This is a genomic window from Sedimentibacter acidaminivorans (assembly GCF_017873955.1).
Taxonomy (GTDB): domain Bacteria; phylum Bacillota; class Clostridia; order Tissierellales; family Sedimentibacteraceae; genus Sedimentibacter; species Sedimentibacter acidaminivorans.
On sequence record NZ_JAGGKS010000001.1, the window covers coordinates 38,771 to 63,145 of the forward strand.

The window sequence follows — 24,375 nt, forward strand, 5'->3', positions numbered from 1 at the left end:
CCTCCTTTATAAACCTATCCCCAATTCTGACATTTTTTCTGCGATTGAATCAAAATCTAATTCATCATTATTCGAATAATCATCCCAACTATCCTTATTCCAAATTTCAATTCTGTCTATAACCCCTATTATAGTAGCTTCGTTATTTAATCCGCTAAACTCTCGCAGTGTGGGCGGCACTAATATTCTTCCCTGTTTATCAAAACTACATTCACTAAACCCAGAAACAAATTGCCTTAAAAAAAATCTTTCTTGTTTGTTAAAGGTAGATAGACTTCTAAGTTTACCCACGAATTCCACCCATGTTTCAATAGGATAAATGAATAAACATTTATCCAAACCTTTGCCTATATAGAAAGTTTCACCTAGCTCGTTTCTAAATTTTGACGGGATTATAACTCTTCCCTTTTCATCAAACGAATGTATGTATTCACCAGTAAACATTTTCTACCACCTACTGGGCATATTATACCACAAAGTGGGTTAAAAGTTCCACTATTATTTTTTAAAATGCAAAAAAAAGTTTTTGTCCCCACTTTCATTATTTACAAATTTTTTATTCACAACCCTGTAACACACAAAACACAACGTTCAAAAAAACAAAAAAGGTACGCATAAAATGCGTACCCAAATATAGTATTTCTTTATTTTTTACTTTTTTTTCTTAAAAGTACAAATATGATAATTCCTAACAGCACCAATCCCAAACTTAATAGCTGAGCGATTCTCATATTCATAAACATTAGACTGTCGGTTCTCATTCCTTCAACAAAAAATCTTCCTATTGAATATAAGATTAAATATAAAGCTATAACTTCACCTTGATTTTTTCGTTTATTCTTTCTATACCACATGAGAAAAATAAAAACTGATAAATTAATAATAGATTCATATAGAAATGTTGGATGAACCTTGACACCATTTACCATTATTCCCCATGGCAGGTTAGTTGGCCCTCCATATGCTTCCTGGTTTATGAAATTTCCCCATCTACCAATCGCTTGGCCAAGTACCACACTTGGCGCAACAATATCAAGAATCTGCCATATATTTATTTTCCTAACCTTACAGAATATTACCCCAACAATTACGCCTGCAATCAATCCGCCATGTATTGCAAGACCACCATTTCTAATATTTATAATCTGATCTAAATTCTTACTATAGTAATCCCACGAAAATATTACATAATATGTTCTCGCACCAATTATCCCTGCTGGTATAGCAAACAACAAGAAATCTAACAAATCTTCTTCTTTAAAACCTACTCTTCGACATTCTCTAATGGCAACTAAAACTCCTACGAGAACACCTAGTGATATTAAAATGCCATACCACATTATATCTATACCAAAAATACTAAAAGCTACTGGATTCATTACTATCTCCTATCTTATCTGAGAGTTGCACCATATTTTGTTTCTAAAGCTTCTAGAATTTTTTTATGGATGCTTTCAACTTCTTTATCCTTTAAAGTACGCTCTTTATTTCTATAGGTTACCGAAAATGCTGTACTTTTATACCCATTTTCTATATGTTCACCTCTATATACATCGAACAATTTTACACTTTCGATTATATAAGGATTTATAGTTTTTATAGTTTCTTCCATATCCCCTACTAAAACTTCATCTTTAACTTTAACTGCTATGTCACGAGTCATTGCTGGATATTTAGGTAGCGGTTCATATTTCCAATTAGTATCTTTACATTCTACAATTTTCTCTATATCTATTTCTGCTAAATAAACGCTGTGATTTAATCCATAATTATCTAAAACCTCAGGACTTACTTCACCATATATTCCAATACATTCATCATTTAAATACATGCCTGCAGTTCTTCCTGGATGGAATGTTTGATTATCCTTAATTGGTTTTAAAGAAATAGGAATTCCAAATCTAGACAATATAGCTTCAACTACACCCTTCATATCATAGAAATCATACTTGCCATAAAGCCCAATACAAAGTTTACTTTTTTCCATAGGTGGTTCTGTTATTGGTAATTGTAATGGAATAAATACATTTCCTACTTCAAATAACTTAGCTCCTTCAACACCTCTAAATGAATTCCTTTGAATTACATCCATCATATTAGCCATAAGAGTTGTTCTCATAGAGCTGTAATCTTCTCCTAAAGGATTTAAAATTCTTATATATTTTCTTAACTCACTGTCTTCCGAAGCACAAATATTATTATATGATTTAGGACTTATGAAAGAATATGTAGTCAATTCATATAATCCAATACCTGTTGCAATATTTTTTATTTCATCTTCTACTTCTCTTCTTAAAGATTTTCTGCCTTTTTTTATTTTCCCTTGCAAAGGTTGAGATACAATATTTTCAAAGCCATACATCCTGCCTACTTCTTCAATTAAATCAGCTTCTTCTACAATATCAGCTCTAAAAAACGGTATTTCACTACTAATTTGTTCACCATCAAAAGTACTTTTAATTTCTAGGGAATTTAACGACTTAAGCATATCTTCTACTGGAATTTCCACTCCCAAAAGTTCTGCAGCTCTATAAGGACGCATAGTTACAATTGAAGGAATATATTCACTTTTTCCAGCCTCCATATATCCACCTACAACTACTCCCGCACCAATCATTTCAATTAGCTGACACGCTCTTTGACTTGCAAATTCGGCCATTTTATAATGCATTGGCTTTTCATTTCTAGCTGAAGCTTCAGACCTCAATCCAATTTTTTTAGATGTTTCCCTTACAGATTTCGGATTAAAGTTTGCACTCTCCAAAACCATAAATTTAGTACTCTCACTAATTTCTGTGTTAAATCCTCCCATAACACCAGCTATACATGCAGGATTTTCTTCATCTGCTATTACAAGCATACTCTCTGACAATTCTCTTTCATTTTGGTCAATAGTGATAACTTTCTCACCTGTTTTTGCTCTTCTAGCTATTAATTTTCTTCCATTTAATTTCTCTAAATCATAAGCATGTAAAGGTTGACCAAGCTCTAGCATAACATAGTTTGTTACATCAACTATATTATTTATAGGTCTCATACCTGCATCCATCAATGCTCTTTGCATCCAAAGAGGTGATGGTTCTATTTTTACATCCTTAATAACTTTTGCATAAAATCTGCTACATAACTCTTCGTTTTCTATTTCTACACCATTTAAGTAATCTTTAATGTTTTCTGTTTCGTTTTTAATTTCTATATTAGGAAATTTAAATTCTGTATTGAGAGTAGCAGCAGTTTCTCTAGCCATCCCTACAATATTTAAGCAATCTGGTCTATTGAAAGTAATCTCTATATCTAGTGTTTTACCATTTAGTCCTACTACTTCTTTAACATCTTTTCCAATTTCAGTATCTTCAGGCAATATAAGAATACCATCTCTAAATTCTTTAGGAATTACTTTATCTTCAAAACCTAACTCTTCATAAGAGCACATCATTCCATATGATGGAAGTCCTCTAAACTTAGTTTTTTTAATACGTACACCACCTGGAAGCTTTGCTCCTTCTAGTGCAACTGGTACTACATCACCTTTTTTAACATTCTTTGCACCAGTAATGATTTGTAATGGTTCACCATCATTTATATCTATTTGTGTCACTACTAGTTTATCAGCATTTGGGTGTTTTACTACTTCTAGAATTTTTCCAGTTATAACATTTTCAACTTCTCTTTCATTATTTATAATAGAGTCAACATGAGAGCCTGTAAGTGTCAACTTATCTGCCAATGTTTTTTCATCTGTATTAATATCAACATATTGACTCATCCATTTAATAGGTACTAACATTTTAAACCTCCTTAGAATTGTTTTAAGAATCTTACATCATTTTCAAATAAAAGTCTTATATTTGGTATTCCGTATTTTACCATTGTGACCCTATCTATCCCCATACCAAATGCATATCCAGAATAAATCTCAGGGTCAATACCACAGTTTCTAAGTACATTTGGATGTACCATCCCACAACCCAAAAGTTCCATACTCCATCCTGTTCCATTACAAGAAGGGCAACCCTTGCCCATGCATTTCAAGCATGATACATCAACCTCAGCACTTGGTTCTGTAAATGGGAAATTATGAGGCCTGAATCTAGTTTTCATTTCACTTCCAAATAATTGTTTTACAAATTCATCTATTGAATCCTTTAAATTAGCCATAGTAACACCTTTATCAATAACTAAACACTCCATTTGGTGAAACATCGGTGAATGTGTGTCATCAACATCATCAAACCTAAAAGTTCTTCCTGCTGAAACCATTCTAATTGGAAGTTTTCCTTCCTTCATTACCCTTATTTGAACTGGTGATGTCTGTGTTCTTAAGAGCAAGTTATCTGCTAAGTAAAAAGTATCTGACCAATCTCTAGAAGGATGATCAAATGGCGCATTTAAAGCATCAAAATTATTTTCAACAGTATCAATTTCTGGACCATCTACTACGTCATATCCCATATTCATAAACAAAGTTTCAAGCTCTTCTTTAACCTTCATAAGAGGATGACGTCTACCTATTTCAGGAACATTGCCTGGCATAGTAATATCTAATGTTTCTTTTTTAAGCTTTTCTGCGCAAGCACGCGAAGACACTTTTTCTTTAAATTCCTTGATTTCATTTTCTATCAGCTCTCTCATTTCATTTGCAAGCTTACCAATTTGAGGTCTTTCCTCTTCTGATAAACTACCCATAGACCTTAATAGTTGAGTAAGTTCACCTTTTTTACCGAGAAATTGAACCCTTATTCTCTCAATATCAGAAGCATCAACGCATTCCATTAATTGCTTTAATGCTTCCATTTTTACATTCAACAATTGTTCTTTCATTTATATTACTCCTTTCATAATTTGCAATATTTTGTATTTTAAAGACAAAAAAACCCCACCTCAAAAGAGGCGAAGTTCGCGGTACCACTCTTATTTGCTTTCACATAAATAATCCATATGCTTTATGTAAAAGCCTCATTTCATATAACGGATTTTACCGTACAAAACTACTCCTATTTCATTTTGTAAGCTCCAAAGTGAAACTTCAACATACTTCATTTAAAACCATTTTCAGCCAAGATGATTTTTCTCTAAAAAATATAGATATGCTTACTACTCTTTTTCATCGCTACTTAATATTTATTTAATTACAATAATATATGTATAACTACGTAATAATCTACATCAGTTCGAGACGATTATATCAAATACGTCATAAAATTACAATAGTTTTTTTCTAATTTCATATATACAAATACCCGCTGCTATTGAAGCGTTTAAAGATTCTGCTCTTCCAGCCATATTTATAGTAATGTTGATATCAGAAGAATCTCTTATTTCCTGAGAAACACCATGACCTTCATTTCCAATTACTACACAAATCTTTTCTGATTTATCTATGTTGTCAAATGAATAGTCAGAATGAACAACTGTAGATATTATTTTATAACCAAATTCTTTTAAATATTTTAATATTTCTTTGGTTTCATCACCAATTATAAATGGAACCCTAAAAATTGACCCCGCCGATGCCCTGACAACTTTTGAATTATACAAATCAACACAACCCTTATTTAAAATTACCGCTGCAGATCCAAAAGCATCAGAAGTTCTAATTATAGTTCCTAAATTACCTGGGTCTTGAATTCTATCACACAAAACAATAAATTTATAATCAGTTAGTATATCTTGTTTTTTTTGCTCCAATTTACATATAACAGCTATAATACCTTGTGAATTTATTGTTTCTGATATACTGTTAAAAATAGCATCTTCACAAATAAAAAAGTCTATACCCCTTTTTTTAAAAATTTCCATTAAATTATTTGTTTCAGGTTTTTCTAATATATTATTACTTATTAAAACAAATTTAATATCAACTTTCTCTGTTATAGATTCATTTACGAATTTAATTCCTTCCACAACAAAAACATTATCACCATTTCTACCCTTTTTAGAGTTTAAAGATCTTAAATATTTTATTTTATTATTATCTTTACTTGTAATTATTTCCATTATAGTCTCGTTTTATTCCAATCTTTTTTATTAATCATATTATAACACTTTATATCTATTTTTAAAACAATATTGTGTTTTCTTTGTCCATTTTTTTAATAAAAACAATAAATATCAAAATTAATATTGCACCCTTTAATATACTTGATATGGTTATACTCCACCATATTCCATTTAATCCTAACCCCACATACACTAAAACGGCTGCTAGTGGTAATCTAAGCCCTGTTAAAATTACACTTATCATCGAAGGATACATTGTTTTTCCAAATCCTGCAAATGCTCCTGCTGTGATAATTTCTATACACATAGGTAACTGTGAATATCCGAGTATAACCAAATAATCTATACCATAAGGGATAGCTTCAGCTTCATTTATAAATATTGTAAAAAGATTTTTAGGAATAAACACTAATAAGCAAGTAGATATAATACCCCATATTGAAATTATTACGAGTGATGTTTTATATCCATCTTTGGCTCTTTTATAATTATTGGCACCATAATTTTGTCCTACAAATGAGTTAACTGCAGATGCAAATCCTTCTGATGTCATCCAAGAAATTGATTCTATTTGACTTCCAACTTTTTGCACTGCAATAGCTACATCTCCCCAATTTGCAACCATACGTGATATAAACATGGATACTGTTGTAAAAAAAGTCCCCTGAATTGCTACAGGCAATCCTATTTTAGTAATAGTCAACATATGTGTTAAGTCAGGTTTTGAAAATATTTTTATTCCTAAAAATAATAAATCGTCATTTTGAGCATACCATAAAAACAATATAAACACCAAAATTTGTGAAATAACAGTTGCCAAAGCTGCACCTGCTACATTCATAGGAGGTATTTTAGCAAACCCAAAAATAAATATCGGATCAAGAATTATATTAATAATTAATCCAACTGTATTTGCAAAAAAAGGTGTTTTACTATTTCCAGAAGCAGTAATAATACCAGTCATTCCTTGATTTAAAAATGCAAAAACAATTCCAATCGAAATTATTCTTAAATATATATTTGCATCATAAATTACCTTATTGTCAGTTAAATTAAAAAAACCTATAAGAGGTTTTGTAAAAAGTAACATAACTAGAGCATATAACAAACCGAGAAATGCACAAAGCTGCAAAGAATTTTTAGCAAAAACTCTAGCGTCCTCATGTTTTTTAGCACCTAAGCTATGGGCAACTTTAACTTGTCCTCCCATCCTTGCCAAAGTAGTAAATCCATTAGACAACCACATATACATACCTGCTACTCCTGTGGCTGCAACTGATCCACTGCCAAGTTTACCTATCCATATCATATCAACCATATTATAAGCCATTTGTATAAATGATGTTGCCATAATAGGAATTGCTAATTTTGTCAACGTAGTAAAAATATTACCTTCTAATAAATCTATTCTTCTATTCATTTTTCACTAAGATTCCTTTATTCTTCTTAAATTATCACTATCTCCTAGAATTACAACAACATCATTTTCTTTAATAACATCATCCGCATATGGAGATATGTTTATATTGTCTCCCGTCTTAATAGCAATAACAGTCAAGCCATAAGTATGAGACAATTTAAGTTCTCTTAGAGTCTTTCCTCCCCATTCATCCAATGCAACAATTTCTATTATACTATAATCCGATGAAAATTCTATAACGTCTAATATATTAGGAGTTACTAAATTATAAGCAATCCTAACTCCCATATCACGTTCAGGATATATTACCTTATCTGCTCCTACTTTACCTAATACTTTGCCATGTATTTCATTTTGAGCCTTAGCAACAACAGTTGGTACTCCCATCTCTTTCGCTATTACAGTTGCCATTATGGAAGCTTGAACATTCGAACCTATAGCAATAACAGCTACATCAAAGTTTTTAATTCCTATTGATTTGTATGATGCCTCGTCAGTTGCATCCATTTGAACTGCATGAGTAACATACTCCGAAAGCTCCTTTACTGTTTCAGCATCATTATCTACTACCAGCACGTCATATCCAAGTTTAGTTAATGTTTTTGCAACTGAAGTTCCAAACCTTCCACATCCAATAACTATTATTTGCTTCATATATATTCTCCTCTATTAACCAACTATTATTTTTCCTTCAGGGTAAGTATAATTTCCCTTATTTTTATGTCTCTTCATAAAAGCTAACGCCACTGTTAATGGTCCCAACCTTCCAATAAACATAACTACCGATAAAATTATTCGTCCTACATCACTGAGCGATGGTGTTAATCCCCTCGATAAACCAACGGTTCCAAAAGATGATACTGTTTCAAATAGTATATCTAAAAAATCAAATCCACTATTTACTTCGGTTATTGTTAGAATAAATGTTACACCATTTATTAAAAGCATACCAATTCCAACTATTGAAACCGCTTTGATTATTGTTGTATATTCTATCCGCTTCATAAAAACTTCAACATCTCTCTTGCCTCGAACAAAATTATAAATCGATATTATAATTACACCTACTGTAGTGATTTTAACTCCACCTGCCGTTGAACCAGAAGATCCACCAACAAACATAAATATCAACATTAAAACTACTGTAGGAATTCTTAAACTTGCAATATCAAGCGAATTGAATCCTGCAGTTCTAGGTACTACAGATTGAAAAATCGATGCTTGAATTTTGCCTAATATAGATAAATTTCCTAAAGTATTTGAGTTATTATATTCTAAAATAAGGACAAACACAAATCCTAAAATTAAAAGTACACCAGTAATTATCAATACAAGTTTAGAATGAAGAGAAAGTCTTCTAAATCCTTTACTATCATAAATATCCCAAAATACAAAATACCCTATACCGCCAATTATAACTAATAAAGAAATTGCAAAGGTGATAATTGGGTTATTTACATAATTCATCATACTATTTCCAGTGATATCAAAGCCAGCATTACAAAAAGCTGATATAGAATGAAATATAGAGAAAGCTATTCCTTTACCAATACCATAATCTTTTATAAACACAAATGATAATAAAACCGCTCCTATAAATTCAATTAAAAAAGTATATACAAGTATAGATTTAGTAAGTCGAACTACACCTTGCAACTCATCTACATTTCTTTCTTCCATAATAAAAACTCTTGTTTTCAATGTAATTTTCTTTCCAAGAAAAAAAGAAATCATGGCAGACATTGTCATTACACCAAGTCCGCCCATTTGTATTAAAATTAATATTACTATTTTCCCAAAATTGGTCCAATACTCTGCTGTATTTACTACTGTTAACCCCGTTACACACATAGCAGAAGTAGAAGTAAATAAAGCATCTACAAAACCAATGCTTTTCCCACTATTGTTCGAAATTGGCAAATTTAAAAGTATTGCACCTATAAATATAATAACTGCAAACGCCATAATAAAAACCATATATGGATTTTTTTTTATAGATTCCAATTTTACATAAAAATTTTTCATTTTGTTCCTCGATCTTTACCTTAAATAGTTCTTTTTAAGTACGCTAGATAATATTTTTTATTATATCACTTAATTCAATTTTTACAATAAGTATTAGAATAAAAAAAGACTGCATACATCATCACAGTCTAATTTATCGAATTATATATATTAACTAACTTTTACTTGCTCTACTAAGTTTGTAAACCCAGCTGGATCATAAATTGCCATTTCAGAAAGCATTTTTCTGTTTATGTCAACATTATTTACCTTTAATGCATTTATGAACTTACTATAAGACATTCCATTTATTCTTGCTGCTGCATTAATTCTAGCTATCCACAATTGTCTGAATTCTCTTTTTCTTAATTTTCTTCCCACATAAGCATATGAAAGTGACTTCATTACTGCTTGATTAGCAGTTTTATATAATTTACTCTTTGCTCCATAATAACCTTTAGCAAGTTTCAATACTTTTCTATGGTTTTTTTTAGAATTTACCGCTCTTTTAACTCTTGCCATTTTGAATTTCCTCCTTTATGTTAATAATCCTATTTATATGGTATTATTTTACTTATCCTTTTTTCATCTGCACTTGATACTAGAGTGCCTTTTCTTAAATTTCTTATTGATTTTGAAGCTTTTTTACCTGTGAAATGATTTTTTCCAGCCTTTGACCTCGTTATAGCTCCGCTACCAGTTTTGTTAAATCTTTTTGCTGCTGATCTGTTAGTTTTAACTTTAGGCATAACAGTTCCTCCTTTTAATTTTAAACTTTTAATGTTATTTTTTAGGGACTAAAAACATAGTCATGTTCTTGCCCTCAATCATTGGATATTTATCTATGCTTGAATAATCTTCTGTCATCTTAGCAAATTGCAATAACACTTTGCGTCCAACGTCAGTATGACCTAATTCTCTTCCCCTAAATCTGACAACTACTTTTACCCTGTCACCATCTTGCAAGAATTTAGATGCATTTTTCGCTTTGACACCAAGATCATGATCTTCAATATTTGGAGTCATCCTAATTTCTTTTACGTTAATTACTTTTTGTTTCTTTTTTGATTCTTTTTCTTTCTTTTCCATTGAGTACTTGTATTTTCCATAGTTCATAATTCTACATACTGGTGGTACAGCTGTAGGTGAAACTACTACCAAGTCCATTTTTTTAGTTTCTGCAAGTTTCAAGGCCTCTTTAGTTTCTATAACGCCAAGTTGGCTACCATCAGAGTCAATAACTCTTACTTCTTTTTCACGAATCTGTTCGTTAAGCTGAAGTTCTTTTATAATTTACACCTCCTAGATTTTGTTGCTATAGGGATACTACCCTTCTTTAAATTAAACGGAAATCCCATATAATAAAAAAGATAGCTAATTTTCACCGCTATCAATAGAAAACACAATTATATTAATTATAATGTATTTATATTTAACCCTACTAACAGTTTTTCAAACGCCATAAGGTGAGAAGCGGTTACTTCTTCTTCGTACTTTACTAGTATACACAACATTACATAAAATGTCAATAATAATTTATAATTTCATGTAATAACTTTTAGTGTTATGGTAAAGCTAAATTTAGACATTACATTCCTCTTCTCATATTTTGCGAGTGATATTTTGAGGAAATTAACATAATAAATTTACAAACACGAGGAGCTAAAATGAAAAAAAAATATTATTATTTTGCAACATTTTTTATTATATATAATATTGTTATCTTAATGATATCAAAAAAATATTCTTTATCAATACTTTTTTATTTGCCTGTATTAGTATATACCATTTACATATTAAAAAATACCGTTCCAAATAAGAAAGATAATGTTAATATGGAAGAATCTCACGAAACAGTAAATTCCGCTACTTGTTTTGATAAAAAAAAGCCAGAAGAACCAAAAGTACCAATTAGTTTTAACGATGTTGCTGGTTTAGATGAAATAAAAGATGATTTAATGGATGTAATTGACTTTCTAAACAATGAAGAAAGATACAAAATAATGGATGCAAAAGTACCAAGAGGTATACTTTTATATGGACCTCCTGGAACAGGTAAAACTTTAATAGCAAAAGCTATTGCAGGTGAAGCAAAAGCAACATTTATATACTCAAGTGGTTCTGAATTCGTAGAAAAATATGTAGGTGTTGGAGCCAAAAGAGTAAGAATGATATTTGAAAGGGCAAGAAAAGAATCTCCTAGCATTATTTTCATAGATGAAATTGATGCACTTGGTTCAAAGCGTAATTCTGAGAGTAACAATGAAAAAGATCAGACACTAAATCAACTATTAATTGAATTAGATGGATTTAACAATACTAGCAACGTAATTGTCGTTGCAGCAACTAACAGACTCGATCTATTAGACGAAGCACTTTTAAGACCAGGAAGATTTGATAGAAAAATATATGTTGGTAATCCAAATTATTATTCAAGATTAAAGATTTTAGAAGTTCACACAAAAAATAAACCACTTGATAAAAAAGTAGCATTAAGTGAAATTGCAACTAAAACACACGGGTTCTCAGGAGCACAACTGGCTAACATTGCAAACGAGGCCGCTCTTAAAGCTATAAAAGATAAGTCAAAGAAAATAAATAACGATAATTTTGAATTTGCAATTGAGAAAATAGCAGCAGGGCTTGAAATTAAACACTCAACCGTATCAGAAAGTGAAAAAAGAACCGTAGCTTATCATGAAGCTGGGCATGCAGTTGTATCAAAGATGTTAAATATAGATAAAATACAAAAAATATCAATTATACCTCGTGATAAATCTCTAGGATATGTTTTAAAATTTCCTACAGAAGATAAATTTCTCTACACTAAAAAAGAACTGAGCAATAAAGTTACAGTACTTCTAGCAGGAAGGGCATCAGAAGAAATTTTTATAGGAGAAATATCCACTGGTGCTTCAAATGATATCAAAGAATCTACTAACATCATATTTGAAATAATTTGTAGTTATGGGATGGGAAAAAATACAGAAAATACTTGTATAGATGAACGTCTATTTAAATACTACCTAAGTAGCATAAGAGAAGAAGCTTCTGAAATGACAAAAGAATCTTATAATAGAGCTTTGCAAATTATAAAAGAAAATGAAAATTTAGTCCAAAGTGTAGCAGAATATTTAATAGTTAACGAAACAATAAATTCAAAACAATTAGATGAAATTATTATTGAAAATAGCAAAAAAGCGCTTATGTCGTAAAATTAATAACCAAATAAAATTATATAAACCAAAAATAGAATCTCTCATATCACAGTCATGATACGGGAGATTCTATTTTTACATACTTTCTCTTTTTATAAATTTACCTATTGTATTATTTGCTAAGTTTTTATTTTTAATTGCTACTTTTCCATCTATTATAACACATTCAATTCCATCTGGTTTTAATTGTGGATCCTCAAACGTAGCCTTATCAATTATAGTATCGTAATTAAATATTACAATATCTGCATCATAACCTTCTTCAAGAAGACCTTTTGATTTTAATCCAAGCCTCTTTGCAGGCATATAAGTCATCTTATAAATTGCATCAAAAAAATTCATTACTTTTCTATCCCTTACAAAACTACCAATTACTCTTGGGAATGTTCCTGCTCCTCTTGGGTGTCCTTGATGATTTCTATATAATCCATCACTGGCTACCATTACCAAAGGATGATTCAAAGCCTGAATTATTTCGTCTTCATTCATAACATAAGCTACTGCAAGCATTTCAGGATAATCTCTCCTAGCTTTCTCAAACAACTCTTTATTACATCTCATACCTTGAAATGGTTTTTCTGCAAGCATTATAGAATTATAATCCCTATTCCACAATTCCAAGCATCCATCATCAAACACTGCCGAACCAATATATGTACTAAACGCATCATATGGATATGCATCCACCTGCAAATCTAAACCACTATTCACCAATTCATCTATCGTGACAAGTGCCTCTGTCATATTTCCATACGCACTACAGCTTGATAAATGTGAAATTTGAAATGGAATATCCGTTTCACGACCTATTTGACCCATTTCTTTTATTGCATCTATTGCATAAATTGAATCCTTTCTGTAATGTGCTGATAAAAGCAAATCACGTCTTCCTTTAATCCCTTTTGTAATAGATATCGCTTCTTCAATATCTATACCTGGGCAGTATTCTAATCCATAAGATACTCCAACAGCCCCAAAATTAATAGCATCTTCAACCATAGACTGCATTTTTTCAATTTGACTTTTAGTTGATTTCTTGTATATATCAGTACTCCCTACTTGATTTCTTAGATAATTATGACCAATAAAAGACATATAATTAACAGGATTTCCTTTTTCTTCTATGAAATCATGTAGATCTCGAATACTCTGCCTATTATTCCCGCAATTCCCTGTAGCACAAGTTGTAACTCCCATATTCAGCATAGTTTGAGAAATATCGTACTCCATTTTTTTAGTAAGCAGCAAATCTTCTTCATGCATGTGAATATCTATAAAGCCAGGAGAAATATAATTACCTTTTGCATCTATTTCAACATATGCACTTGATAATACCTGCCCTATTTCTACTATTTTAGATTCTTTTATTCCAATGTCACCTTCAATTATTTTTTTGTTTTTAATATCAATTATTTTCCCATTTAATATTTTTATATCTAGCATATTTTAATTCCTCCATCTTTTTCTGTGGTGAGGTACGCATGTAATGCTTGTTATAATAATACTAAAAAATTAATATTTTGTACAGTTTTTTTATTTTAAATATTTCATTGGATCTGTTCTTACACCATTTATTCTAACCTCAAAATGCAAATGGTTGCCAGTAGAATATCCAGTTGAACCAGCTTGAGCTATTTTTTCACCCCTAGCAACTGCTTGACCTTTAGTTACAAGTAATTTTGAATTATGCGCATAAACAGTAGCAATTCCACCACCATGATCAACAATTACATAATTACCATAAGAATAGTGCCATCCAGCAAAAATGACTACCCCATCATTAACCGATATAATACTTGAACCATATGGTGTCGCAATATCTGTACCTCCATGACTAGACCAAACACCAGTTATAGGGTCGCTCCTCTTACCGTACTGAGAAGTAATCCTGTAGTTGCCCGGTGCAGGCCAAAGCATTTCTCCTCCTGCATACTCAACTTCACGTTGAGCAGCTAATATATCCTTTTCTATTTGAGCTGCTTGGGCTTCTTCTTGTGCTTCTAAATATTGAATTTGTTTAATATCTTTTTCTAATCCAGACATATATGATAATTTTTCTTGCGAAGCCTTAAGAACTTGTCCTTTTTTGGCCAGCACATTTTCTTGAATTACAACAACTTGAGTTCGTTCATCTTCCAAACTAACTTGTATCTCTTCAACCTGCTTTTTTTGAGACTCTATACTTTTTAATAAATCGACATCGCTTTTTACAATCAACTGTATCATATCTACACGAGTTAGAGCATCCATTAAATCCTCTGAATTTAATATTACTTCCAAATACCCTGCAGTTCCCTTTTTGTACATTGTGCGAAGTCTCTCTTCAAGTGCTATATTGTTTTCTTCAATTTCTTTTGTTAGTCTAACAATATCCTGTTCCTTTGCTGCAATCTGCATGTCTAACTCTTGTTTTTGAAGTTCATAACCTTCTATTTCTAAATTCATAACATTCATTTGGGAATCAAGTTTATTAATTTCTGCTTGAACTGTATTTTTTTCATTTTTTAATACATTAGCCTGTTGTTTATATTCTTTTATTTTATTTTCAATAGATTTTTGTTTTTGTTGCAAATCAGCTATACTTCCACCTACTCCTACTGGAAAAATAGTTCCTAACATTAAAACCATACTTAATATAAACAAAACACATTTTTTAAACATATACCCACCTCTATATACTTAAGAATTTTTTCAAAGAAATTAAGCTACCCAAAATACCTATACCTATACCTATAGTTAAAAATATAATTGTTAAATCCATAAGAATCATATCTAAACCAACAATATAACCAGAAAGACCTGACAAAAGCGTAACATAGCGCCCAGCTAAATATTCTATAAAATAATTATATCCCATCATCAAAATAATGATTGCAGCAAACGACCCTAATAATCCAAGTATAACTCCTTCAATCATAAATGGTCCTCTAACATATCCATTTGTTGCTCCTATATACTGCATTAGCTCAATTTCCTTACGTCTATTTAAAACTGTAATTTTAATTGTATTAGAAATAATAAAAATGCTAATCAAAAGTAATATAATTATAAGCCCAGAACCAACCCTTTTAATAAAATCAGAAATAGAAATCAAGCTATTAACAGCATCTTTATAAAATCTAACCTCTTCAACACCATCATGCTGTTTTAACCGCTTTATTACTCTATCTGAATTTTCAACATCAGTAAGTTGCACTATATACGTGTTAGGCAACGGATTTTCCTTAAGCCCGTCCAATAATGAAGCATCATCACCCCAATCGCTTTTCAATTTTAGAAGAGCATAATCTTTAGTCTGAAAACCTACAGACAACACTCCATCAATTTGTCGAAAATCCTTATCCATCTGTTTAATTAATTCTATATCTGCATCATCATCTATATAAACCGCTATTTCATCAAATGATTCTTTTGTTACCAAAGCTAGATTATTTATATTAAGTACAATAAGCAAGATAAATCCTAATATTATCAAAACCGCCATAACAGACCCGACAGAAGCTAGTCCCATCATGCGATTTCTCCATATGCTTTTAAAAGCCTGTTTAAAAATATATTTAGTCTTTTTTAGGTTCATTTACGCGACCTCCAGACTTTGTGTCTCTTAGAATTAAACCGTTTTTCAATTCAACAACTCTTCGTTGATAATTATTTACTATTTCTCTATCATGGGTTGCCATAATTACAGTTGTGCCCCTTTTATTAATTTCATTAAATATTTTCATGATTTCACTAGATGTTTCTGGATCAAGATTACCAGTAGGTTCATCAGCTATTATTGTTTCCGGTCTATTTACAACAGCCCTAGCAATAGAAACCCTTTGCTGTTCTCCACCCGACAGCTCGTCCGGATAAGATTTAGCCTTATCACTAAGTCCTACCATGCTTAATACTACAGGTATCTCTCTTCTTATATTTTTAGAAGAACAACATATCATCTCCATAGCAAAAGCAATGTTTTCATAAACAGTTAGTCTAGGAAGCAACCTATAATCTTGAAAAACAAAACCAATTTTTCTTCTATATTCAGCTAAATTTCTTTTTCTAATTTTAGTTACATCTTGTTCATTATATTTAATACTTCCCTCAGTAGGATTAATTTCTTTTAGCAATAATTTTATAAGAGTACTTTTTCCTGCACCACTTTTACCAACTATAAAAAGAAATTCTCCCGCTTCTATATGAAGATTAATATTTTTAACCGCTGCAAAATCCTTTTTATATATTTTACTTACATTATTAAATTCAATCACTTTTTCACCCCTATTACCCATGAATATTTATTTTTATCTATATTATTATACTCCCGTTATCAGAGTTTCCTATAACCGTTGACAATAATCTACACATTACTATAATATTTTACTCTATTTTCAATAAAAATGAAATGTTTTTTTTTGGAAAGTTTATATTAGCTACAAAAAAAATAGATTGAGCCAACACTATGACCTAATCCATTCATGATATTTTTATAAATAAAAAAAGAAAGTGTTGTATTTTAGTCTGACACAGCGGACATTATATAACACTTTCCTTATTAACATCAGTGAGTGTATTCTTTTTCAAGGACAACTTTATCAGGTAGTTCCGTCAAATCAGTTTTCACTACAATAAACGGATAAGTTAAGATCTGAGCAGTTACATCCCCAGGCTTAGGATCAGTATACTCAGCATACACGGTCAACACCTTTTGTCCATCAGCTGTATCTAATGTTATTTTTTTAATTCCAACATCATAACCAGCTGAATTTTTTTCACCCCTAGTTACCACAACAAATATTTCATCATTAATTCTACAAACCAGAGCTTTTTCTTTTACTCTATAATTTGGTAATACTTCATTTATCTGAGCAGGTATATTATCTGTTTCTATTTCATCAAATCCCACGTTTTTTGCTCCCTTCCCCTTAAAATACCTGAAAAAATATAAAAGAGCGGCAATAAATATTATCAATGCTACAACTGTAAGTATTTTCTTCATAAACATCCCCCTAATCAAATATATACTCTTTATATTTTATTCTATCACATAGATTTTATGCTTTGTTTATTTTTTTGATTTAAATATGTTTTTAAAATAAAGTTTGACATCGTAGCTTGTCTTTAAGTATAATTGATATAAGAGATAAACATGTTTATTAAAATACAAGGAGTTGATATTATGTCTTGCGATTGTGCTGAATTTCAGGATCATGCAGCAAATTTGCAACTGAGAAACAAAAGTATATTAGATATTGTAACAAAGCTTGGTGAACAGAACTCTTTACTTAATAGAGCTGTTTTTAAATCTGCAACCCACTGCGGATGTATAGAAATAAATGCTTCCAAACAAGTTTATTCAGAAAATAAAACATTAGAAGAAAACAAGGAAGATTTCAGCAATCACATAACAGGTGAATTATGCCCAAAATGTAAAGAAAAAATAGAAGAAGAAATAGGAGATGTCTTGTTTTATCTAGCAACATTATGCGATGCACTAAACCTAGATTTAGAAGATATAATGGACCAAAAACTAGACCACCTAAAAACCCTAGGAATATACAATCTACTATAACAATAAACACCAGTTGCAAAGTAATTGGTGTTACAAGGTTTGAAGGTTTTACAAGGTTTACAAGGTTTGAAGGTTTTGAAGGTTTTGAAGATTTTGAAGATTTTGAAGGTTTTATACAGGAGCACAAAGTGCTCCTTATCTTTTATTTATATATATATGTTGAAATGACAAAAGTAGGAAAGTGTTATATTTTATTCTGACTTAGCGAACATTTTGTGAAATTGTACGAAAGTTAAAAAAACAGTTTTGGGGCATTTAGCGAAGCGGATGTGCCCCATTGTTTTTTTAACCGAAGTTACAATTTCCAAAATTTAAGCAGGAAGAATAAAACATAACACTTTCCTTAATAACCCATCTATACTCACATCTTTTAATCTTTAAAATGTTGAAATGACAAAAGTAGGAAAGTGTTATATTTTAATCTGACTCAGCGAACATTTTGTGAAATTGTACGAAAGTTAAAAAAACAGTTTTGGGGCATTTAGCGAAGCGGATGTGCCCCCATTGTTTTTTTAACCGAAGTTACAATTTCCAAAATTTAAGCAGGAAGAATAAAACATTACACTTTCCTTATCTTTGGCAAAGCTCTACTAAAACCCCAGAAGTACTCTTTGGATGACAAAAAGCAATTTTCGCTCCACCAGCACCATATCTTGGTTTCTCATCAATCATTCTAACGCCCTTTTCCTTCATTTCAGCTATAGCAGCTTCAATATCATCAACCCTATATGCCATATGTTGAATACCTTCACCATTTTTAGCTATAAACTTTGCTATAGGTCCGTCCTCTTCAGTTGATTCTAACAACTCAACCTCAGTATCCCCAATAGGTAAAAAAGCAACACGTACTTTTTGTTCCTCAACCACTTCAACACCAGCAGATTTCAATCCCAATGTATCTTCATAAAATTTTAACGTAGCCTGTAAATCCTTAACAGCTATTCCTACATGATCTAATTTATTAACCATTTATTTGCCTCCATTTTAACAATTTTTATTTATTTTTTTATTGCACTTAGATACTCATCTCTAACATCATATATGTTCTTTTCTTTATTTATTATATTCATAACTTGATTATCAAGTTTGTTTTCGCTATCAGTATGCGATATAACTATTTTTCTAAGTTCAGATTCAATTAATTCCACTACTTCAATTTTTAAATTTTTTCTGCGTCTTTCAAAAAATACACCAGATTCCTTTAAATAATCCATATGATTTTTTATTTCTTCAATCAACTTATCAATGCCTTCATTCTTAACAGCTGTGACCTTTACAATTGACGGCCTTCTATCCATATTTTGATTTAAATCAAGCATCATACTTATTTCAGTAGCTGTTCTATCAGCACCAAACAAATCACTTTTATTTATAACAAAAATATCACCAATCTCCATTATACCAGCTTTAATAGACTGAATATCATCCCCGAGACCAGGTACCATAATCATTAAAATTGTATCAGCAGTTTTGACAATATCTACCTCTGATTGTCCCACCCCAACAGTTTCAATAATAATATAATCGTAACCAGCAGCATCAAGAATTTTAACTGCATTTTTAGTTGACTTAGATAGTCCTCCTAAGTACCCTCTAGTACCCATGCTCCTAATAAACACATTTGGGTCGAGAGCTAAATCTTGCATACGAATTCTATCACCTAAAATTGATCCCCCAGTATATGGGCTAGTTGGATCAACAGCAATAATACCAACTTTTTTATTGTCATTTAATAAGGACTTAACCAGCTTATCCGTAAGAGTACTTTTGCCAGCACCTGGAGGCCCAGTAATTCCTATTACATGAGCATTACCTGTATATTGATGTATTTCTTTAATGATTTTTTCCGCTTCATCAGGGTCATTTTCAACAGCAGTGATAAGTCTAGCACATGCCCTTTTATCGCCCGAAAGCATTTTATTTATCATCTCCACGAATAATTCACCACCTTACATAAGCAATTGAAAAACAATAGTAATATCAATAGAAGAGAAGAGCAATTGTTTTTCCAATCGCTCACCTATCGCTAACCAACTGCTAACCAATTGCTCTTCTATTACTTTTTATTTTCTTTTTACATTATTTTTAATAAAGTCTATAGTTGTTGTAGTTGTTGTTCCAGGAGTAAATATTGCATCTACACCAGCAGCTTTCAACGATGGTATATCATCATCAGGAATAACCCCTCCACCAACTATTAATACGTCATCAACACCTTGCTCTTTTAAAAGTTCAACAACCTTTGGAAATAAATGATTGTGAGCACCTGATAATATGCTCATTCCTATTACATCAACATCCTCTTGAACAGCTGCTGCAACTATTTGTTCCGGTGTTTGTCTTAATCCAGTATATATTACTTCCATACCAGCATCTCTTAACGCTCTAGCTATAAGCTTAGCACCTCTATCATGTCCATCAAGACCTGGTTTAGCTATTAAAACTCTAATTGGCTTACTCATTTTTATCCTCCCTATCCTTCCTATTAAAGCAATACTGCTTGCTCATATTCTCCAAATACTTCTCTCATAACTCCACATATTTCACCAAGGCTAGCATATTCTTTAACTGCTGCTAAAATAAATGGCATTACATTATCAGTACCTTCACAAGCTTTTCTCAATGCTTCCAATTTTTCTTTTACCGCTTCATTATTTCTCATTGCTTTAACGTCATCAATTTTCTTTTTCTGCATTTCGCCAACAATTGGATCAACTTTTAATAATCCTTGTGGAGCACCCTCTTCAACTTGGTATTTATTAACTCCTACAACAATTCTATCAAGTGATTCTATTTCCATTTGATATTGATAAGCTGAATCAGTAATTTCTTTTTGGATATATCCAAGGTCAATTGCTTTTGGAGCGCCGCCTACTTCATCTATTTTGTTTATATATTCCATAGCTTTATCTTCTATTTCTTTAGTTTTTGCTTCTATATAATAAGAACCAGCTAATGGATCAACAGTGTTTGTAACACCAGTTTCACTTGCAATTATTTGTTGAGTTCTAAGAGCTATAGTTACAGAATCTTGAGTTGGTAAAGCTAAAGCTTCATCTCTTGAATTAGTGTGTAATGATTGAGTTCCACCAAGAACCGCAGCTAATGCTTGCATAGCAACCCTAATAATATTATTATCAGGCTGTTGTGCTGTAAGAGTACATCCAGCTGTTTGAGTGTGGAATTTAAGCATCATTGACTTTTCATTTTTAGCTCCAAATCTTTCTTTCATTATTTTAGCCCATAATCTTCTAGCAGCTCTAAATTTAGCAACCTCTTCAAGTAAATCATTATGTGCATTAAAGAAGAATGATAATCTTGGTGCAAAAGTATCAACGTCAAGTCCTGCATTTATTGCAGCTTCAACATATGCGATACCATCAGCTAAAGTAAAACCAACTTCTTGAGCCGCAGTTGAACCTGCTTCTCTAATGTGGTATCCTGATATACTGATTGTATTCCATTTTGGAACATCTTTTGAACAATATTCAAATATATTAGTGATAAGTCTCATTGATGGTTCAGTAGGGAATATGTAAGTTCCTCTTGCAATGTATTCTTTTAATATATCATTTTGAATTGTTCCTCTTAATTTATCTGCAGATACTCCTTGTTTTTCAGCAACTGCTATATACATAGCTAAAAGAACTGCTGCTGGAGCATTTATAGTCATTGACGTACTTACTTTGTCTAAAGGAATACCGTCAAAAAGTATTTCCATGTCTTTTAATGTATCTATAGGAACACCAACTTTACCTACTTCACCTTGAGCTAAAGAATGGTCAGAATCATAACCTATTTGTGTAGGTAAGTCAAATGCAACAGATAAACCTGTTGATCCTTGATTAACAAGATATTTATATCTTTCATTTGATTCTTCAGCAGTTGCAAAACCTGCATACATCCTCATCGTCCAGTTCTTACCTCTGTACATAGTTGGTTGATATCCTCTTGTAAAAGGATATTGACCTGGATAACCAATTTCAGCTTCATAATCAATATCAGCTACATCTTCTGGCGTATATAACCTTTCAATTTTATCTCCTGAACCTGTTTTAAACTCTGACTTACTTTCAGGTCCTTTACTTAATGATTTGTTTAATACTTTTTCTTCCCAATTTTCTCTTGATGCTTTTAATTGAGAAAGCTTTTCTTTTTCAAACATGTTTGTTTGTACCTCCCTATGGTATTCACTAATTAACATTATTATAAAAAATAAATTACTGAGACTAATATAATCCAAATTTAATAATTTTGCAAGTTCTTTGTCAAAAATGATTTTACTTTTTTAAATCTTGCATTGAAACTTGTAATTTATATTAGACATTGTATAGTTTCATATTGTATTTACAATATTTTTAGCATTTCCAAATATTTTATTTTAATTTCAAAATCACTAAAAAATAACTATATTTTTATAACTCTGTCATCAAAATTTTTATTAATTATTTTTTTATTTTTTATTATATTTCGACTTTTTAACACTTTTTATTCAATACATACTCACATATTATATTTGATTACATACTATATTCATAGGTAGTACTTTAGTACAAACTAATATAATTGTTTAGACTATATATTGCCAGTCTGCTAGGAGATTAGCAGATATTATAAAGGGAGTTTTAGTAATGTGTTATAATAGAAATGAAAACCGAAGACATGAACATGATTGTTTAATGCACGTACACGATGTTGAAGGTCCTGTACAGATAGGTGGTAGAAGAAATTGTCTACACTTCCACTGTTTTGATACTACTACAAGCAGAGGAATACCTTGTGGAAACTGTAATCATTATCACGAAGTAGAATTTATAACTGACATTGTAGATTGTCACTGCCACAAGTTCTGTGGAAGAACTGGTCCAGCAATTCAAACAGGTAATGGTGAGCATATTCATCTAATTGAGTCGGTTACATGTTATTGCAACGGACATAAACACTGCATCAAAATAGCGACAGGAACCGAAGAGCCTATTAGATGTTAACTACCACATATTAAACGATATAAATGAAACATTATTAAAAGATGCAATTGGCGATCCAAGATTTCTTGTGACCGCCAATTATATTTTTATATGTTATCTTTAATTTTTTCTTCAATTAAATGAATATTATTTATTAATCTGTCATTATCTGGATCCTTCGAAAGAGCTTCTTTTGCATGAAAGAGTGACTTGTCATACATTCCAAGATGATAACAACTTATAGAACACAAATCATCAGGTGTGTAATCCCATGAGTAACCCATATTTACATATGTGGACGACTTTTCCTTTATTTTTAACGCCTCTTGTGTCATATGAAATACAGTTGACCAATCACTTAAATAATATGCCATACGAGCAAATTCCACGTATGGATCTCTCATTTTAGGTGATTCAGCAATTGCTCTATAGTACCATGAATAAGCTTCATTAATATTAGATAGTTTATAATATGATAGAGCTATCCATCTCATAGATGCACATCGTTCATCTTTCCAAGTTGCTGACTTTAGATACAGGTGCTTTTTCAAGATTTCTATGCTTTTTTCCCACATTCCTTTATACATGTATTCTCTACCTAGATAATAGGTAACACGATCATCATCAGGAGTTTCTTTTACTGCAAGCTCTAATAGAGCCAAATACGAACCTCTAGTCTTTGTTTTATCAGGGAAATGATTCAGCACAACTCCATCAAGAAATATTTTAATTTCATTAGAAGTTCCAATATATTTTAGACATTCATGGACTGGATACACCCATTCATAGTCATTCCTAGTGTGTATTTTAAAATAATTAAATTGAACATCTGGAGTCCCATCTTCTTTTATACTCCAGTTATATAGGTATCTACCCATTGTAGCTTTTGGAATCCAAGCATCCTCTAATTTTTTTCGCCATCCTTCTTCAAATACTTCATCTAAATCTGTACATACACATATATCAACATCCACCGGTACATGTTCAAGAGAAATATTCCTTGCAACATCAAATCTCCATGGATTAACTACATCTACATATACAGTTGCACCTCTATTGCGAAGTTTCTCTACCGTCATATCACTTGAACCAGTGTCAGTCACAACAATATAGTCTGCCTCGCTCATTGAATCCATCCATTTATCTACAAATTTTTCTTCATTTTTACAAATAGCATAAACACATATCTTATATTTGTTCAAACTACCATCA

Annotated in this window: 24 protein-coding genes and 1 other annotated feature; of the genes, 3 read left to right on the forward strand and 21 right to left on the reverse strand. The window is 31.2% G+C overall.

The features are described 5' to 3' along the window. Positions 1 to 6 precede the first annotated feature (6 nt). The 11 genes from mraZ to infC all read right to left on the reverse strand — a co-directional run bounded on the left by mraZ (position 7) and on the right by infC (position 10,717). The gene (mraZ, locus tag J2Z76_RS00200; RefSeq protein WP_209509973.1) at positions 7 to 444 is read right to left on the reverse strand and encodes a division/cell wall cluster transcriptional repressor MraZ; all 438 of its coding nucleotides are present in this window, start codon (positions 442 to 444) and stop codon (positions 7 to 9) included. A 200-nt stretch (positions 445 to 644) separates the two neighbouring features. Beyond that, positions 645 to 1,379 (reverse strand): prolipoprotein diacylglyceryl transferase, encoded by a 735-nt coding sequence (gene lgt / locus J2Z76_RS00205; RefSeq protein ID WP_209509974.1) that lies wholly within the window; start codon positions 1,377 to 1,379, stop codon positions 645 to 647. 14 nt (positions 1,380 to 1,393) lie between these two features. Continuing rightward, complete coding sequence (gene pheT, locus J2Z76_RS00210; protein ID WP_209509975.1) at positions 1,394 to 3,787, reverse strand: phenylalanine--tRNA ligase subunit beta; 2,394 nt, start codon at positions 3,785 to 3,787, stop codon at positions 1,394 to 1,396. Between the two features lie 11 nt (positions 3,788 to 3,798). Further along, positions 3,799 to 4,821 carry a phenylalanine--tRNA ligase subunit alpha gene (gene pheS / locus J2Z76_RS00215; protein ID WP_209509976.1) on the reverse strand — a complete coding sequence of 341 codons (1,023 nt, stop codon included), beginning with the start codon at positions 4,819 to 4,821 and terminating at the stop codon, positions 3,799 to 3,801. Positions 4,822 to 4,883: 62 nt separating this feature from the next. Beyond that, positions 4,884 to 5,117: a binding site (T-box leader), on the reverse strand. Between the two features lie 85 nt (positions 5,118 to 5,202). After that, positions 5,203 to 5,997 carry a TrmH family RNA methyltransferase gene (locus J2Z76_RS00220; protein ID WP_209509977.1) on the reverse strand — a complete coding sequence of 265 codons (795 nt, stop codon included), beginning with the start codon at positions 5,995 to 5,997 and terminating at the stop codon, positions 5,203 to 5,205. Positions 5,998 to 6,058: 61 nt separating this feature from the next. Continuing rightward, on the reverse strand, positions 6,059 to 7,420 hold the full coding sequence (locus J2Z76_RS00225; RefSeq protein WP_209509978.1) for an MATE family efflux transporter: 1,362 nt from the start codon (positions 7,418 to 7,420) through the stop codon (positions 6,059 to 6,061). Positions 7,421 to 7,426: 6 nt separating this feature from the next. Further along, complete coding sequence (locus J2Z76_RS00230; RefSeq protein ID WP_209509979.1) at positions 7,427 to 8,074, reverse strand: potassium channel family protein; 648 nt, start codon at positions 8,072 to 8,074, stop codon at positions 7,427 to 7,429. 15 nt (positions 8,075 to 8,089) lie between these two features. Then, entirely contained in the window at positions 8,090 to 9,445 is a 1,356-nt protein-coding gene (locus tag J2Z76_RS00235; protein WP_209509980.1) for a TrkH family potassium uptake protein, read from the reverse strand. Positions 9,446 to 9,595: 150 nt separating this feature from the next. After that, entirely contained in the window at positions 9,596 to 9,946 is a 351-nt protein-coding gene (gene rplT, locus J2Z76_RS00240; RefSeq protein WP_209509981.1) for a 50S ribosomal protein L20, read from the reverse strand. Between the two features lie 29 nt (positions 9,947 to 9,975). Continuing rightward, the gene (rpmI, locus tag J2Z76_RS00245; protein WP_209509982.1) at positions 9,976 to 10,173 is read right to left on the reverse strand and encodes a 50S ribosomal protein L35; all 198 of its coding nucleotides are present in this window, start codon (positions 10,171 to 10,173) and stop codon (positions 9,976 to 9,978) included. Between the two features lie 34 nt (positions 10,174 to 10,207). Beyond that, a complete protein-coding gene (gene infC, locus J2Z76_RS00250; protein ID WP_209510525.1) occupies positions 10,208 to 10,717 on the reverse strand; it encodes a translation initiation factor IF-3 in 510 nt (169 codons plus the stop codon). 374 nt (positions 10,718 to 11,091) lie between these two features. Between infC and J2Z76_RS00255 the strand changes: the two genes are divergently transcribed. Next, a complete protein-coding gene (locus J2Z76_RS00255; RefSeq protein ID WP_209509983.1) occupies positions 11,092 to 12,639 on the forward strand; it encodes an ATP-dependent metallopeptidase FtsH/Yme1/Tma family protein in 1,548 nt (515 codons plus the stop codon). A 78-nt stretch (positions 12,640 to 12,717) separates the two neighbouring features. Here the strand turns inward: J2Z76_RS00255 and J2Z76_RS00260 are convergent, their stop codons facing one another. From J2Z76_RS00260 to J2Z76_RS00280, 5 genes are all read right to left on the reverse strand, one after another. Next, on the reverse strand, positions 12,718 to 14,085 hold the full coding sequence (locus tag J2Z76_RS00260; RefSeq protein ID WP_209509984.1) for an N-acyl-D-amino-acid deacylase family protein: 1,368 nt from the start codon (positions 14,083 to 14,085) through the stop codon (positions 12,718 to 12,720). A gap of 90 nt (positions 14,086 to 14,175) precedes the next feature. Next, positions 14,176 to 15,303, reverse strand: a complete 1,128-nt coding sequence (locus tag J2Z76_RS00265; protein ID WP_209509985.1) for a murein hydrolase activator EnvC family protein — start codon at positions 15,301 to 15,303, stop codon at positions 14,176 to 14,178. Between the two features lie 10 nt (positions 15,304 to 15,313). After that, positions 15,314 to 16,219, reverse strand: a complete 906-nt coding sequence (gene ftsX / locus J2Z76_RS00270; protein WP_209509986.1) for a permease-like cell division protein FtsX — start codon at positions 16,217 to 16,219, stop codon at positions 15,314 to 15,316. Continuing rightward, positions 16,200 to 16,895, reverse strand: coding sequence for a cell division ATP-binding protein FtsE (gene ftsE / locus J2Z76_RS00275; protein ID WP_209509987.1), 696 nt, complete (start codon positions 16,893 to 16,895; stop codon positions 16,200 to 16,202). The genes ftsX and ftsE overlap by 20 nt, the downstream gene beginning before the upstream one ends. A gap of 290 nt (positions 16,896 to 17,185) precedes the next feature. Further along, positions 17,186 to 17,623, reverse strand: a complete 438-nt coding sequence (locus tag J2Z76_RS00280; protein ID WP_209509988.1) for a protease complex subunit PrcB family protein — start codon at positions 17,621 to 17,623, stop codon at positions 17,186 to 17,188. Positions 17,624 to 17,773: 150 nt separating this feature from the next. Between J2Z76_RS00280 and J2Z76_RS00285 the strand changes: the two genes are divergently transcribed. Continuing rightward, the gene (locus J2Z76_RS00285; RefSeq protein ID WP_245210250.1) at positions 17,774 to 18,196 is read left to right on the forward strand and encodes a MazG nucleotide pyrophosphohydrolase domain-containing protein; all 423 of its coding nucleotides are present in this window, start codon (positions 17,774 to 17,776) and stop codon (positions 18,194 to 18,196) included. 570 nt (positions 18,197 to 18,766) lie between these two features. On the opposite strand, the gene mce is transcribed toward J2Z76_RS00285, so the two are convergent. The 4 genes from mce to J2Z76_RS00305 all read right to left on the reverse strand — a co-directional run bounded on the left by mce (position 18,767) and on the right by J2Z76_RS00305 (position 22,361). Then, the gene (gene mce / locus J2Z76_RS00290) at positions 18,767 to 19,165 is read right to left on the reverse strand and encodes a methylmalonyl-CoA epimerase (protein WP_209509989.1); all 399 of its coding nucleotides are present in this window, start codon (positions 19,163 to 19,165) and stop codon (positions 18,767 to 18,769) included. A 29-nt stretch (positions 19,166 to 19,194) separates the two neighbouring features. Continuing rightward, positions 19,195 to 20,130 carry a methylmalonyl Co-A mutase-associated GTPase MeaB gene (gene meaB / locus J2Z76_RS00295; RefSeq protein WP_209509990.1) on the reverse strand — a complete coding sequence of 312 codons (936 nt, stop codon included), beginning with the start codon at positions 20,128 to 20,130 and terminating at the stop codon, positions 19,195 to 19,197. Positions 20,131 to 20,259: 129 nt separating this feature from the next. After that, positions 20,260 to 20,658, reverse strand: a complete 399-nt coding sequence (locus J2Z76_RS00300) for a cobalamin B12-binding domain-containing protein (RefSeq protein ID WP_209509991.1) — start codon at positions 20,656 to 20,658, stop codon at positions 20,260 to 20,262. Positions 20,659 to 20,681: 23 nt separating this feature from the next. After that, on the reverse strand, positions 20,682 to 22,361 hold the full coding sequence (locus J2Z76_RS00305) for an acyl-CoA mutase large subunit family protein (protein ID WP_209509992.1): 1,680 nt from the start codon (positions 22,359 to 22,361) through the stop codon (positions 20,682 to 20,684). 466 nt (positions 22,362 to 22,827) lie between these two features. Between J2Z76_RS00305 and J2Z76_RS00310 the strand changes: the two genes are divergently transcribed. After that, positions 22,828 to 23,184, forward strand: coding sequence for a YmaF family protein (locus J2Z76_RS00310; RefSeq protein WP_209509993.1), 357 nt, complete (start codon positions 22,828 to 22,830; stop codon positions 23,182 to 23,184). 86 nt (positions 23,185 to 23,270) lie between these two features. Here the strand turns inward: J2Z76_RS00310 and J2Z76_RS00315 are convergent, their stop codons facing one another. Continuing rightward, positions 23,271 to 24,365 (reverse strand): tetratricopeptide repeat-containing glycosyltransferase, encoded by a 1,095-nt coding sequence (locus J2Z76_RS00315; protein WP_209509994.1) that lies wholly within the window; start codon positions 24,363 to 24,365, stop codon positions 23,271 to 23,273. Between the last annotated feature and the right edge of the window lie 10 nt (positions 24,366 to 24,375).